This is a genomic window from Paenibacillus sp. BC26 (assembly GCF_900116125.1).
Taxonomy (GTDB): domain Bacteria; phylum Bacillota; class Bacilli; order Paenibacillales; family Paenibacillaceae; genus Paenibacillus_Z; species Paenibacillus_Z lignilyticus.
In genome coordinates this window covers 293,128-307,406 of sequence record NZ_FPAD01000002.1, presented here as the reverse complement: position 1 = coordinate 307,406, position 14,279 = coordinate 293,128, and the positions used below count along the sequence as shown (strand labels likewise).

Sequence of the window (14,279 nt, the reverse complement as noted above, 5' to 3'; positions counted from 1 at the left end):
AGTTTGTTATTGCTTAAATACAAGGTATGGGGTTAACTAAAAACGGAGGTGTCTTTCGAGTGAAAATGAAATCATCGTCTACTGTGCTTAAATGGTGTTTACTACTTCTATGCTTCAGCATCATTGCCGCTTGCTCCAGCAATAACAACGGGAATAACAAGAACACGAATGCGACCGAGAATACGGCTGCAACGGATACAACCAATACAACTACAGAACCGGCTGCGAACAATACGGCAGAAGAGCCGGCCAAAGAAGAGCTGCCGGAAGTGAAATTGACGTTCTACTATCCGAGTAACCCGCCAGGTCCGGATCAACAAGCCGTCAATGATGAAATCAATAAATATTTGAAAGAGAAAATTAACGCAACGGTTGATTTGAAGCCGCTTTCTTTTGACGAATACGATCCGAAGCTGAATACAATCATGGCTGCCGGCGAAGAATTCGATGTCGCGTGGGGCTCCAAGTACTGGCTGCTCAGCTATCAAGCGAATATTGATAAAGGCGCACTGCTTGAGCTTACCGACGACATGATCAGCAAGTATGCACCTGAAGCACGCGCCAATATTCCGGATAAATTCTGGCCGGATATGAAAGCCAATGACGGTAAAGTGTATGGTTTCCCGGTTTACCAGGTTGCAGCTAAAACGAAGAGCTTGGTCATCCAGAAACGTTTTGCCGACAAATACAACCTCGACGTTAGCACCATTCATACGTACAAAGACATTGAACCATTCCTGAAACAGATTAAAGATGGCGAACCGGATGTTATTCCGTTCGGTATGGGCATGAACTCATGGGGCATCTATACAAGTCCTGACTGGGTTGGCACGGATGGATTGGCCGTATCGTACAAGAAAGACGACGCGAACTATTCCATTCTGACAGGCGAAGAGCAAATCAATACGAAGAAAGAATACTACGAAACGATGCACAGGTGGTATAAAGCAGGTTACATCAATGAGGATGCTCCAATTCTCAAAAACTTCGGAGACCTGGAGAAGAAAGGCAATGTCGCGGTCGGTATCGAGTTTACAACAAAGCCGGGCGGCGAGATTGATGAAATGAACAATAACGGCGGCAATGAAGTCATCTATGCTCCGATTTCCGACAGCTACTTCACAGGGGTTGCCAGCGCTATGCAAGTCATCAGCAAAACAAGCAAAAACCCTGAGCGCGCTTTGATGTTCATCAACCTGTTAAACTCAGATAAATACCTGTACAACTTGATCTGCTACGGTATTGAAGGCAAGCACTATACGAAGAAAGACGGCGACTACATCGAGCCGATCAAAGATTCCGGTTATGCGCCGAATGTAGACTGGGTATTCGGTAACCAGTTCAATGCCTTCCTGAAAGCGCCTCAAACCGCAGATGTATGGCAAAAAACAATCGATCTGAACAACAGTGCCATGGTTGCGGCATCGTATGGCTTCTCCGTAAATCAAGATCCGATCAAATCGGAGCTTGCGAATACAAATGCGGTTAACAATGAATTTGCAACGGCACTGGAAACCGGTGCCGTGGATCCTGCCGAAATTATGCCGAAATATATCGAGAAGCTGAAAGCGGCAGGTCAAGAGAAGATCGATCAGGAGATTCAGAAGCAATGGGATGAGTTCCTCGTGAAGCAAGGCTTGAAATAAGAATACGGATTCGTAGAAACGGGTAACAAAGCCAAAGAGGCAGGGGGAGCAGCACGGTACCTCTGTCTCTTTTTATATGGAATGGGAGGGTTATTCAGATGGAGTTGTTTGTTTCGATTAAGGATGGCGATGATGCCAACACGGGGGCGACCGGCGAGGCGGCTGTTCGGACACTCGAGCGGGCTAAAGAGCTGGTGCGGATGAAGCTGGCGGAAGGCGTTAATCAGGATATTACCGTATGGATTAGCGGTGGGCGGTATGAATTGTCGGTACCGCTGCGTATCGATGAGAGGGATTCCGCTCCTGATGGATACTCGGTGACTTATCGCAGCCGTGTGTCGGGGGATGAGAGCGGCGTTACGATTAGCGGTGGCACCGCGATTACGGGCTGGGAACCTTACGATGGCAATATCTTTCGCGTCCGTCTGGACGCTGGAAGTGCGATTCATACGCTCTATGAGAACGGTGAGCGCGCATTGGTCGCGAGGAGTCCTAAGCAAGGTTATCACGTGGTTGCCGGTAAAGGTGACGGGGATTCGAGAAGCGGTTTTCGATTCCTTAAGGATGACATCCCGACGTTCGAACATCTTGCCGGCGGTGCGCAGGTTCATATATGGCCCGGGGAAGGCGAGTGGAATTGGTTTACGGAGACGAAAACGATCGATCGCATTCGCTGGGAGGAAGGGCTGATCTCGTTCAAGGAACCTGCGCCATGGGGGATCGACCAGGGCTCGCGGTATCGCATTCAAGGCGTGCTGTCTCTCTTAACGGAGCCGGGGGAATTTTACTTCGATGCCGCCGGCGGCGAGCTCTATTATTATCCAAGGCAGCTGCCAATCGAAGATCAGGTCATTGTGGCTCCAACTATGAAACGGGTGATCGAGCTGGCAGGCAGTTCGCCTGACAACCCGGTGAAGGGCATTGTGCTTGAAGGCTTGACGGTGGAGTGCTCCGATTATGCTCAGGAATATCGAATGCCGGAGAGCAACTGCGAGCGCGCGGAGAGCAGACACGGACTGCTCTATCTAGAAAATGCTTGCGGAAATTCAGTGAGGGGCTGCCACTTTCGAAACAGCGGCTTTAGCGGCATTGTACTGAATGGGTATTGTCAGGGCAATGAAATCTCGGGTAATCTGATCGAGCATACCGGCTACAATGGAATCTATGTCATCGGCATCGCCCCGGGAGAAGGCGAATATCTGAGCGCGGAGCAGGCCGATGTGAGCAAAGGGAATCTCATTTCGAATAATTTGATCCGTTTCGGCGGTGAACTGGTGGGCCATAGTTCCGGCATTCAGCTCTATCAGAGTGGCAGCAATGAGGTGTCCCATAACGAAATTCACGGCATGCCGAGGTATGGCATTTCGCTGAAAGGTTTAAGGCAAGGGGCGATGGAGCCGTCCTATTACGGGACGGAAGTTACGTGGGAGAATCATTGGGACTTTACTCATACGAGGAACAACCTGATTACTCGCAATAACATCTGGGATGTGATGAAGGACAGCCAAGATGGCGGGATGCTGGAGTCTTGGGGAGCGGGAACCGGCAACCGAATTATCGCCAATCGGTTCCATCACAGCGGCATCTATTTCTCCTTCGGCTTCTGTATTTACTTGGACGATGCATCGGATTACTATCAGGTCTCGCATAATGTGATCCATGATTTGTACAGCGCCGGCAGCGGAGTATTGTGGTTCGTTATTTTCTCCAAAGGCATCGGCAACCGCATCGAGAACAATCTGCTTGTGCGCAACGACGCACGAGCAGCCTTCGGTACACAAGAGATGGCCGGCGAGGCGAATCGCGATATAACGATACTGCGTAACGTTGCCGTGAACTCCGGTGACCAGCTGTATCATTTCATCAATTGGAAGGATGATCGACTGCAGGAGGCGGACTTCAATCTCTATGCGAACGGAGCGAAGGAGCTGACGGTGAGCGGAATCTACGGGGATGACAAAAGAGGACTGGTACCGATCCCGTGGGAAGCATGGCGCAATATGATGGACGGCAAATTTGACGCCCACACCTTGAACTGCGATCCGATGCTGATCACGGAAGGGGAAGGCGGCAGCGTGCAATTCTCGCTGGATCCGGCGTCTCCTGCCTATGGACTTGGCTGGGAAACGATTGATATGCGCGGCATGGGTTTGAAGGAGAGCTTTCCGTTTCCGCAGGGGTGAAGCGGGAGTGAAGGTTACGGGGACTGCTAAGCCATGAGGCGGCGGGATGCGGGGGGCGGGGCGAGAGCGAGAAAGAAAGAGCGAGAGAGAGAGAGAGAGAGAGAGAGAGAGAGAGAGAGAGAGCAAGAGCAAGAGCAAGAGCAAGAGCAAGAGCAAGAGGGCGATCACCTAGATTACGCAACTCTTGCCCAAGCCACACCGCAGTATGGCTAGCACGAACGCTCGCCCCAGCCATACTGCACTAACACTGACACGAACGCTCGCTCCAGCCAAACCGCAGTAACGTAACACTAATGCTCACCCAAGCCAAACCGCATTAACGGTAACACGAACTCTCGCTCAAGCTAGACTGCATCATAGGTAACACGAACTCGCTCAAGCTACACTGCACTAACGCTGGCAAAAGCGCTTGCCCCAGCCATACTGCACTAACACGAACTCTTGATCAAGGCTCACCGCACTTACGCTAACCTTATGCCCGGCCTCACCACGCTAACGAATCGTAGAGGTCTTATTTTGGAGAAATTGGCACTTCAATAATGCTAACGAATCACAGAGGTCTTATTTGGACCGAAACAGGCAGAAATGCACGAGTTTCGAGCGAATAAGACCTGTAGGATTCGTTAGAATTTCAAAGCGGTGTTTTTAGCTCAAATAAGGCTTCTACGATTCGTTAGCGCGGGTGAAATTAAACTTTGTGCTACCAAACTGCCATCGACAACCGATTAATTGCCAACTACCAGCACCAACTGACCACCAACCAACTAATTGCCAACTACAAGCACCAGGCGACCACCAAACGCTAGACATTTGCACCAAGCAAATTATTGCGGTTGAGGTTTCTTCTTATTCTTCAGCTCGCTCATAATTTTGCGGCCTGTCGGCGTTTGGGCTAAGCCGCCGCCGGCCGTTTCGCGGTGGATCTCCGGCATGGCTGAGCCAACTTCGAGCATAACCTGAATGACTTCGTCGGAGGGAATTACGCTGCGTACGCCGGCGAGCGCCATATCCGCGGCAGCCAGTGCGGTAACGGCGCCGAAGCCGTTGCGCACGATGCACGGAATTTCAACGAGACCGCCGACGGGATCGCAAATTAATCCGAGCGTATTCTTCAGCGCGAGGCCGACGGCATGGATCGCTTGCGCGGGAGTGCCGCCTCTTAGCTCCACGAGCGCGCCGGCCGCCATGCCGATGGCCGAGCCGACCTCGGCCTGGCAGCCGCCTTCGGCGCCGGAGACGAAAGAATTGTTGGCGATGACATAGCCAATGGCGCCGGCGGCGAATAAAGCATAGACCAATTCTTCGTCAGCCAAGCCAAACCGCTCCTGGGTGCTGACGAAGACGCCGGGGATGATGCCGCAGGAGCCCGCCGTTGGCGTTGCGATGATGCGGCCCATGGAGGCGTTCACCTCGGACACCGCGAGCGCATACGCCATCGCATCGCTGGCCGATCCGCCGAGGCTCGGCTCAAGCTCTTGTCTCTTCGCGAGCACACGCTGCGCATCAAGGCCGGTTAGCCCGCTGCGCGAGGTTGTATTCTCGTGCAGGCCGCGGCGGACCGCTTCTTTCATGACGCCGTAATAGGCGGTCATCTTGGCGAACTCGTCCTCAGGCGACTTGCCGGACTCTGCACTTTGCTCCTCCAGCATCAGTCTGCCAATGGAAAGACCGCGCTGCGCGCACAGCTCGCCAAGCTCAGATAACGTCCGAAAATTCATGATGTCCCCGTCCCCTCTGTTTGACTAAGATCAACAGTATAAATGGTCTGTACGTGATTGATTTCTCTAATGGTGTCGAGCAGCGGAGCGGACAGTGCGGCATCCAGCTCTAGCACCGTCAGCGCATCGCCGCTGCGACCTTTACGATCGACGGACATATGGCCGATGTTGACGCTTTCCGACTTCAGCAAGGAAGTCAGATCGGCAATAACACCAGGCCGGTCAGCGTGCCGGATAACAAGCGTCGGATAGTTCCCGGTAAGCTTAACGGCAAACTCATTTAATTCGACGATTTCGATATTGCCGCCTCCAATGGAGGTGCCGATCAAGGATAATTGCTGCGGGACAGGCTGATTCACGGATAGGACGAGTTTTACGGTATTAGGATGGGAGAAGAGTCCTTTGCCCTGTTCGAAGGAAATCGCTACGCCTCGATCACTTGCGATAGCGAGCGCCTGCGGAATGCGATAATCGTCCGTGGCGAACCCAAGCAGCCCGCTAACGATCGCAATATCCGTTCCGTGTCCTTGATAGGTAGCAGCGAAGGAGCCGAAGAAAATAATTTCGGCCTGATCCGGTACGCCGCCAAGAAGCTGGCTGGCCACAAGTCCGATACGGACTGCGCCGGCGGTATGAGAGCTGGATGGCCCCACCATGGAAGGGCCGATGATGGAGAATACGTCTTTGAATCGCATGCGGGCAGCCGCCTCCCGTGTAAGATAAAATGGCAACGCAATCAGGCTATTAGGACTTAAGCTATTGTTTCCAAGTATAGCGATGTGAACTCCTATTCATTACCGGGTATTCACGTTCGTTTTTTAGCTCAGCCGATAGGCTGCGGGGGACACGCCGTACTTCTGACGGAACACCCGATAAAAATAAGAATAACTGCCGAAACCGCATGTAACCGCGATCTGCTCCAAGGTCATGGTGCTGTATTTGATCCGATCGATGGCCATGGATAATCGGACATTTTGGGTATACTGAATGATGGTCATGCCATAGCATTCCTTGAACAGATGGACGGTGCGCGATACACTGAGGCGTGCACACTCGGCAACCTCGGCAATCGTAAATGAGCGCGCGGCGTTCTCGTCGATGAAGTTTTTCATGCGTGTGGCGACAAAGGATTTCCCTTGAAACACCGACTGCGTCGTAATCGCACGGTCAATGCAGAGGCAGAGCGAGCGCAGCAAATAATCGGACAGCTCTTGATCCTCTGCTTCAAAGCGCCGTTTCTCCAAGATAAGCGCCTGCCAAACCGATAGCCACCGCTCATCCGGCACAACCTTTACCCGCTGGGGGCGATCCTTGCGGCTCCACCACTCGTCGAGCCAGCTCCCTCGGCAGATGACGTAGTAATCGCCGCTTGAAATCTCGGTTTGCGGCTCCTCTTCTTCTTGAGAGTGGCTTGGCGCAATGTTCAGCTGATAGTAGTCACCGGGCTTAAAAAGCAGCAGATCACCGGCTTCAATCCGCTGCATCCGGCCATCGACGAGCGCTTCGCAGCTGCCATCCATTTGCAATCGAAACACATAGGCTCGTAATCCGTCCCGATTGATGATCTGAAAGGGCTGTGAATGATAGGAGTAATTACAGCTCATAATTTCGGTAATCAAATGTCTCTCTCCATTTTGCAGCAAAATTGTACATGTCACTGTTATATAATACATCTACGAACGCCTTGATATCCACTATAATGATTGTCAGATTGGTCAACTAACCGGGCTTGACGCCGACCAGGCGTTCATCCGTCATCATGAAAGGAAGATCACTAGTGAAAATCGGATTACAATTGTTTACACTGCGTGACGATACAGCTAAAGATTTCAGAGGCACGCTTCGCCAAGTAGCGGCAATGGGGTATGAAGGCGTTGAATTTGCAGGCTACGGCGATATTCCGGCTGAAGAAATGCGCGACCTTCTGCAAGAGCTTGGCCTTGAAGCATTCGGAAGCCATGTTGGCTTGCAGCAGCTTGAAGAGAACATGGAAGAGCAAATCCAATATCTCAAAACAGTTGGCGCACGTTATGTGATCTGCCCATGGTTGTCCCCCGAGCAATTGGCCGGCGGAGAAGCGTTCTGGCGCGAGCTGATCGCGAAATTCGCAACCTTCGGCGCTCGTTTGCGTGAAGAAGGTTTGCAATTCTGCTACCATAACCACGACTTCGAATTTGCCGCTGAAATCGATGGCGAATACATTTTCGATGCGATGTACACGAAAGTGGATGCTGATCTGCTTAAAGTGGAAATGGACATCGGCTGGGTGCAATATTCCAATCAAGATCCGCTAGCTTATATTGCAAAATATGCCGGCCGTCTGCCTTTGCTTCACTTGAAAGATTTCCGCAAAGAAACATCCGTTAACCATATCGACACCGTCGAGCTTGGCAAAGGTGATCTTGCGCTGAACGATATTATCGACGCGGCTAACAAAGCAGGCGTTGAATGGTTGGTTGTGGAGCAGGACAGCTGCGCTAACCCGCCGCTTGAATCCGTACAAACAAGCATGGAATGGCTGAAAGCAAACGGCCATAAAGCATAATTATTGATCAAAGGGAGAGTTACCGAACATGAAGAAAATTAAAGTAGCCGTTGTAGGCTGCGGTGCGATCGCGCAGCGCCGTCATATTCCGGAATATGCAGCTAATCCGAACGTAGAGTTCGTTGCATTCGTAGATCCTGTCATCGAACGCGCAGAGGAATTTGCAGAGAAATACAATGCGAAAGCGTTCGCAAGCTATGAAGAAATGCTCAGCGTGATTAAACCGGAGGCCGTCAGCGTTTGTACGCCAAACTACCTGCATGCTCCGGTTACAATTGCAGCTGCTAATGCAGGCGCACACGTCCTTGTGGAGAAGCCAATGGCTTCCACGGACGAAGAAGCGGCTGCAATGATCGAAGCAGCTAGCAAGAATGGCGTTTACCTGATGGTTGGTCACAACCAACGCTTGATGCCTCCTCACGTGAAAGCAAAGCAGCTTCTACAAAGCGGCGCGCTTGGCCGTGTATTGACGTTCCGCACATCCTTCGGCCATCCAGGTCCTGAAGGCTGGAGCGTTGACGGCAAAGGCAGCTGGTTCTTCCGTAAAGAAGAAGCAATCATGGGCGCTATGGGCGACCTGGGCGTACACAAATCCGACTTGATCCGTTACCTGCTTGACGATGAAGTTGCGCAAGTTACGGGCTATATCGGTACGCTTGATAAAGAAGGCACGGATGTTGACGATAACGCGACTTGCTTGCTTCGTATGAAGAGCGGCGCAATCGGCACGCTTGTGGCGAGCTGGACGTACTACAAAGGCGAAGACAACTCCACTGTATTCTGGTGCGAGAACGGCGTTATGAAGATCGGCACGGATCCGAAGGATCAAATCATCGTTGAGCTTCGTAACGGCACAGTTGAACGTTACAATGTAGGTGCCATCAGCACAAACGATAAACAAGAAACAAGCGGCGTTGTCGATGCGTTCATCGAATCGCTTCTGACAAACACCAAACCGAGCATCTCCGGCGAAGAAGGTCGCAAATCGCTTGCCGTCATCCTGGCTGCATTCGAATCGCAAGCGACAGGCCGCGTGATTTCCCTCTAATCCGTTTCTTACACAACTACGATGACCCGCAGGCAGCACACTTGAACATTCAAAGTGACTGCTTGCGGGTCATTTTTTCGTCCTAACACGCTAAGATCACCTCATCATAATTTTAAAATTCCTTATTGTGGGCGTGGACTTGGAACGCTATGCTAAGCTTGTGCCGTTTGTGCTGATTTTCTTCAAATCCGATTCAGAGAGGAAAGGAATTGAATATGAACGAAACGAGAATTAGACGACTTATCGGACCGGAACCCCAATCATATTGGGATGATCTCGAATTTAGCGGACGCAATGAATGGAATGATCGCATTCTCTCGCAGCTGGTATTCGCTCAGGAACTGTCGAAGGTGAATGGACTAAAGTATGATGCGGTGATTGCAGCTACGCTTGATTACATAGAACAGCGCATCGCGGAGGATGGAGCCATCGTAAAGCAAGCAGCGCTTGAGGCGGAGCGCATGCTCGAAAGCCTGGCTGCGGATGCGAAGAGTTACGACGTTATTGCAGTGTCCCATGCGCATATCGATATGAACTGGATGTGGGGCTGGGACGAGACGGTTTCCGTCACGATCGATACGTTCCGTACGATGCTCAATCTGATGGAGGAGTATCCGGAGTTTACGTTCTCCCAATCGCAGGCATCGATTTATCGCATTATTGAGCAGTATGCACCTGCAATGCTGGAGGAGATTAAACAGCGAGTGAAGGAAGGACGCTGGGAAATTACAGCCTCGCACTGGGTGGAAGCGGACAAGAACATGCCAAGCGGCGAGAGCCTGGCAAGGCATATTCTTTACACGAAACGCTATCTCAGCAAATTGTTTGATATTGAGCCTGACAGCTTGAATTTGGATTTCGAGCCGGACACGTTCGGACATAGCTTGCAGGTGCCGGAAATCTTAACGAATGGCGGTGTGAACTATTACTACCATTGCCGGGGCGCTGAAGGAGATCCGCTTACCCGCTGGGAAGGGCCGTCAGGTAAATCGGTCATCGTCTACCGCGAGCTGACCTGGTACAACGATTTTGTCCGCCCTGTTTTCACGTCTTATGTACCGGACATCTGCCGGAAAACCGGCTTGAACACTTATCTGTATGTATATGGAGTAGGAGATCATGGCGGCGGGCCGACGAGACGTGACTTGAACCGTCTGCGGGCGATGCAGGAATGGCCGATTTGCCCAACGATACGCTTCGGCGGTTATGCGGATTATTTCAAAGAAGCAGAGCGGATCAAGGATCAGCTGCCGGTAGTGAAAGGCGAGATGAATGTCGTCTTCACAGGCTGTTACACGTCCCAGACGCGCATTAAAAACGCGAATCGAGTCTCGGAAGCAACGCTTAACGAAGCAGAATTGTTCAGTTCGGTAGCCGCAGCAGCACATGGAGCCGTTTATCCGGGAGCCTCTTACGAGGAAGCATGGCGCGGTGTCCTGTTTAATCAGTTCCATGATATTCTGCCGGGCTCCGGCGTTATTGAAACACGCGAGCATGCGCTGGGGTTGTTTCAGAATACGATGGCGATTGCCGGAACGAACCGAAAGCTCGCGCTTGAACGCATCGCGGCCGATATCGATACATCGGAGATTGAAATCGGCCATACAGCTGCAAATACGGCGCAAGGTGCGGGTGTCGGCTTTGGGACACGCGATTTCAAGATTACGCAGGTAGAACGCGGAGCCGGAAGCAATCGCATCGTCCATATCTTTAATTCTTCCCTCCAAGCGAGGGAGGAAACGGTCGAGATTCTGCTCTGGGATTGGAAGAGCCCGGTGAAGTCGATTGTCGTGAAGACGGCTGCGGGCGAGACCGTGCCGAGCCAGGTGCTGGATAGCGGTCGAAATGCCTATTGGTCGCATGATTACTTGCGATTACTTGCGCGCGTGAAGGTGCCGGCTTGCGGCTACGGTACCCTGATTGTTGCCGAAGGAGATGGATACTCCTCGCAAATCGTCATTGGGGATCCGCGGGTTGACCGGGATGAGGATTATTCGCTCGAAAATGAATTTGTGCGGGCTGTTTTTGATCCGAGAGATGCGTCTGTCATCTCCTTGACCGATAAGCGATCCGGTGCGCAACTGGTTGATCCGTCCAGACCGGCAGGGTTATTCCGACTTATTCAGGAGGATCCGAGCAAAGGGATGGCGGCCTGGTGGGTCGGGCGATTTATGCAAATCGACAGCCTTCATGAGCGGGTCATCTTGAAAAAGACGGTATCCGGTGATTTGCGGCAAACAATCAGCTATAAGATGAAGTTCAAGACATCTTCATCGCTTCATGTCACGGTATCATTGGATGCAGGGAGCAGAAGCCTTGATTACCATGTAGAATGCGACTGGCAGGAAGCGGGAAGCAGAGAGGTTGGCATTCCGCAGCTGCAGTTTTATTTTCCGGTTGGCTATACGAGCGAAGCCTATAAATATGATGTTCCGTTCGGGACGATTGTTCGGGAAGACAGGGATATCGAATTACCGGGCAACAGCTTTGTGCAGGCATTGCGCGCTGATCATGACAATAAGCCAACCTTGTTCATCGTCACCGGCAACAAGTACGGTTTCCGGGGAACGGATAATTCGATGTCCGTCTCGCTCATTCGCGGTTCGTATGAACCGGATCCTTATCCGGAGCTTGGCAATCATCATCGGATCAAGCTGTCCGTTTGTTTGGCGGAAGCAACGGCGTCGAGCCGCGACGTCATTGAACAGGCTTACCGGCTTAATCACCCGATGAATGTGCTGTCAGGCACGAAGCGGTCAGGGTCAAAGCCTGCTGATGCGGGGTATATCGAGCAGTTGGATGATGCGGTTGCCGTATCGGCGATTAAAGTCCCGGAAGGAAATAGCGGGGCGAGCTGGATTATTCGGTTGTACGAAGCGGATGGTAAGCGTGCGACGGCTTCATTTAAGCTCTTCCAAGGCGCAGTAAGGGCTTACGCGGTTGATGTGAACGAGAACCTGATTCCGGATGATCATTCCGTTGAGCTTGCAAGCGATCGGCTGAACGTGGAAGTAGCGCCTTATTCGCTTACGGCCGTACGCATCGATTTCTAAACGAACTCATACTCATCATAAAAGGCTAGCCCCGGCATCGCAACGATGCAGGAGGGCTAGCCTTTTCATTTACTTCTTATACACGAGAGGATTGAGGGGGGATACGGCAGGCTCGCCTGCTTTGACGCCCGGGAACCACGACTTCAAATCGGATTCGCGTGCGCTGCTGTCCGGATTCGCCATCGTATTAACGCCGTCTGCGACATAGATGATTGTCATCACTTCGCGCATCGTACCCGTTGGATTGCCCGGTGCGGAATGCAGCGTCCAGCCGGCATGGAAGGTCGCATCGCCTGCGGACATCGCGCCGTAGTTTGTTTTCGAAAGGCCTTTGCCTTCAATGTAAGAACCGAGCGTCTTATGCGATTCATCGGAGATGAATTGGCGGCTCATATAGCCGGAAGTATGCGATCCATCCACGAAGGTCATCGAGCCGACTTCCTCGGAAATCGGGACAAGCGGCATCCAGAGCGTAATCGTGTGTGGCGTTTCAAGCGGCCAATAAACTTGGTCTTGATGCCATGGCGTATGACCGCCGCCCGGTTCTTTGAACAACGCTTGATCGTGATAGATTCGAACGCCGTCCACGCCCATAAGCTCGGCTGCGATTTTGGCGAAACGGCGTGCCAGAACGAAACGTTCAATCCCTTCATTCATCTTCCATAGGTTTCCAATTTGAATGAATGCTTTGCCATACGTGTCACGCTCTTCAACCGGTTTCGTATGGTTATTGTGCTGACGCACTGTTTGTTCGATAAGCGGCTCGTAGAAGCTCATTTCATCCGGGGTCACAATGCCCTTCAGAAGGATATGGCCGTTCTTCTGATACGAAGCGGTTTGTTCTGCTGTCAACGTATAATCGCTGTCAAGCTGCGGAAGCTCAGCGAGGTTGGATGGATTTGTTGTGCTCATGATCATCTAATCTCCTTAGTACTGCTAAGATGCTTCTATTATAAAGCAAGGTTCCTGCCTCTGACTTTGTTTCGATCTCTCAATTATTTTGTCAAAAACAACTGCGGCTCGTATATAATTAAAGCAAATCATACCCGCTTGCGGCTAAGGAGCTTGTATAAATGTATCTATCTGAAATGATGGAGAAACAGCCAATCGTTCCCTATATCCGAGAGAGCGATTATGCCGTTCGAAAGCCGTGGTTATCCGCGGAACGGAGATTGCTTGATTATTTGCTCGTTTATTTTCAAGAAGGGGAGTGCGTGTTTCAAGTAGACGGAATCCCCTATGAGTTTCGACGAGGCGATTTTTGTCTGATCCAACCGAAGAGCTTGAATGTGCTGGAAGGGAAAACGAATACGATTACGCCATTTGCCCATATGGACTTCTTCTACGATTCATTTAGGGAAGAGCGATTTCCGACGCGCAGCGGTCAAATCGATTTGGAGCCGTACAGCCATCTCATTCAGCCGAGGCTGAACGACTTTCATGGCGTTACGATCCCGGTTAGACTGCGGCCGAAACATCCGATCGCGCTGCGGGACAAGTTTCTCGCCATGGTGGAATGCTGGCAGCATCGCGATCCGCTGATGCAGCTTCGGGCACAATCCTTAGGGACGGAAGTGATCCTTACCATTTTGGAGGATCATACGGATCTGAAGCAAACGGAGAAAGCAGCGCCGCAGCGGATGAATTGGATAACATCCTTCCTATCCTTGAATTTGGCGGAGCCGCTCACGGTCAGCGAAATGGCAGCGAGAGCGAGTCTGTCGCCTTCGCGTTTCAGCGCAAAGTTCAAGGAGCAGCTTGGCGTTTCGCCGCATCGGTACTTGCTGCAGCTGCGCATTCACCACGCGCAAGAGCTGTTGACCGGATCGGACAATTCAATAGAAGAGATTGCCGCTTACTGCGGTTTTGCCGATGTGCATCATTTTACGAAAGCCTTCAAGAAAGAAGTCGGGGATGCGCCGGGGCATTATCGCAGCAAGCGGAACTCATAGAGAGCCCTTCCGCACGGTACTTCTCGCCCCAGCCGATTCTCGTCGAGATTTTATTCTAACGAATCCTAGGAGCCTTATTTGCTCGAAAATCGCCTGGATTTTAGTCTAACGAATCGTGAGGGTCTTATTTATAG

General features: G+C 51.6%; 10 protein-coding genes. 6 read left to right on the top strand and 4 right to left on the bottom strand.

All coding sequences use genetic code 11. The features are described from left to right. Positions 1-65 precede the first annotated feature (65 nt). Together BM412_RS17785 and BM412_RS17780 are read left to right on the top strand one after the other, a co-directional pair. Positions 66-1,646 (top strand): ABC transporter substrate-binding protein, encoded by a 1,581-nt coding sequence (locus BM412_RS17785; RefSeq protein ID WP_256256490.1) that lies wholly within the window; start codon positions 66-68, stop codon positions 1,644-1,646. A 98-nt stretch (positions 1,647-1,744) separates the two neighbouring features. After that, positions 1,745-3,829, top strand: coding sequence for a right-handed parallel beta-helix repeat-containing protein (locus BM412_RS17780; protein ID WP_091221231.1), 2,085 nt, complete (start codon positions 1,745-1,747; stop codon positions 3,827-3,829). Positions 3,830-4,653: 824 nt separating this feature from the next. Here the strand turns inward: BM412_RS17780 and sdaAA are convergent. The 3 genes from sdaAA to BM412_RS17760 form a co-directional block, all read right to left on the bottom strand. Further along, entirely contained in the window at positions 4,654-5,547 is an 894-nt protein-coding gene (gene sdaAA / locus BM412_RS17770) for an L-serine ammonia-lyase, iron-sulfur-dependent, subunit alpha (protein WP_091221226.1), read from the bottom strand. Then, positions 5,544-6,242: an L-serine ammonia-lyase, iron-sulfur-dependent subunit beta gene (gene sdaAB, locus BM412_RS17765; RefSeq protein WP_091221223.1), complete on the bottom strand. Its 699-nt coding sequence runs from the start codon at positions 6,240-6,242 to the stop codon at positions 5,544-5,546. The genes sdaAA and sdaAB overlap by 4 nt, the downstream gene beginning before the upstream one ends. Before the next feature lie 123 nt (positions 6,243-6,365). Next, complete coding sequence (locus BM412_RS17760) at positions 6,366-7,151, bottom strand: AraC family transcriptional regulator (RefSeq protein ID WP_256256412.1); 786 nt, start codon at positions 7,149-7,151, stop codon at positions 6,366-6,368. Positions 7,152-7,306: 155 nt separating this feature from the next. On the opposite strand from BM412_RS17760, the gene BM412_RS17755 reads away from it, so the two are divergent. The 3 genes from BM412_RS17755 to BM412_RS17745 all read left to right on the top strand — a co-directional run bounded on the left by BM412_RS17755 (position 7,307) and on the right by BM412_RS17745 (position 12,193). After that, positions 7,307-8,092, top strand: coding sequence for a sugar phosphate isomerase/epimerase family protein (locus tag BM412_RS17755; protein WP_091221217.1), 786 nt, complete (start codon positions 7,307-7,309; stop codon positions 8,090-8,092). Between the two features lie 28 nt (positions 8,093-8,120). Then, a complete protein-coding gene (locus BM412_RS17750; protein WP_091221214.1) occupies positions 8,121-9,140 on the top strand; it encodes a Gfo/Idh/MocA family protein in 1,020 nt (339 codons plus the stop codon). Between the two features lie 215 nt (positions 9,141-9,355). Further along, the gene (locus tag BM412_RS17745; RefSeq protein ID WP_091221212.1) at positions 9,356-12,193 is read left to right on the top strand and encodes an alpha-mannosidase; all 2,838 of its coding nucleotides are present in this window, start codon (positions 9,356-9,358) and stop codon (positions 12,191-12,193) included. Between the two features lie 69 nt (positions 12,194-12,262). Here BM412_RS17745 and BM412_RS17740 read toward each other — a convergent pair whose 3' ends face one another. Continuing rightward, positions 12,263-13,105, bottom strand: a complete 843-nt coding sequence (locus BM412_RS17740) for a phytanoyl-CoA dioxygenase family protein (protein ID WP_091221209.1) — start codon at positions 13,103-13,105, stop codon at positions 12,263-12,265. Positions 13,106-13,266: 161 nt separating this feature from the next. On the opposite strand from BM412_RS17740, the gene BM412_RS17735 reads away from it, so the two are divergent. Further along, positions 13,267-14,145 (top strand): AraC family transcriptional regulator, encoded by an 879-nt coding sequence (locus tag BM412_RS17735; RefSeq protein WP_256256411.1) that lies wholly within the window; start codon positions 13,267-13,269, stop codon positions 14,143-14,145. The last annotated feature ends 134 nt before the right edge of the window (positions 14,146-14,279 follow it).

Bases quoted from the DNA above. Each gene is read 5' to 3' on its own strand.
- BM412_RS17785 (WP_256256490.1), top strand. From the start codon at position 66: ATGAAATCATCGTCTACTGTGCTTAAATGGTGTTTACTACTTCTATGC.
- BM412_RS17780 (WP_091221231.1), top strand. From the start codon at position 1,745: ATGGAGTTGTTTGTTTCGATTAAGGATGGCGATGATGCCAACACGGGG.
- sdaAA (WP_091221226.1), bottom strand. From the start codon at position 5,547: ATGAATTTTCGGACGTTATCTGAGCTTGGCGAGCTGTGCGCGCAGCGC.
- sdaAB (WP_091221223.1), bottom strand. From the start codon at position 6,242: ATGCGATTCAAAGACGTATTCTCCATCATCGGCCCTTCCATGGTGGGG.
- BM412_RS17760 (WP_256256412.1), bottom strand. From the start codon at position 7,151: ATGAGCTGTAATTACTCCTATCATTCACAGCCCTTTCAGATCATCAAT.
- BM412_RS17755 (WP_091221217.1), top strand. From the start codon at position 7,307: ATGAAAGGAAGATCACTAGTGAAAATCGGATTACAATTGTTTACACTG.
- BM412_RS17750 (WP_091221214.1), top strand. From the start codon at position 8,121: ATGAAGAAAATTAAAGTAGCCGTTGTAGGCTGCGGTGCGATCGCGCAG.
- BM412_RS17745 (WP_091221212.1), top strand. From the start codon at position 9,356: ATGAACGAAACGAGAATTAGACGACTTATCGGACCGGAACCCCAATCA.
- BM412_RS17740 (WP_091221209.1), bottom strand. From the start codon at position 13,105: ATGAGCACAACAAATCCATCCAACCTCGCTGAGCTTCCGCAGCTTGAC.
- BM412_RS17735 (WP_256256411.1), top strand. From the start codon at position 13,267: ATGTATCTATCTGAAATGATGGAGAAACAGCCAATCGTTCCCTATATC.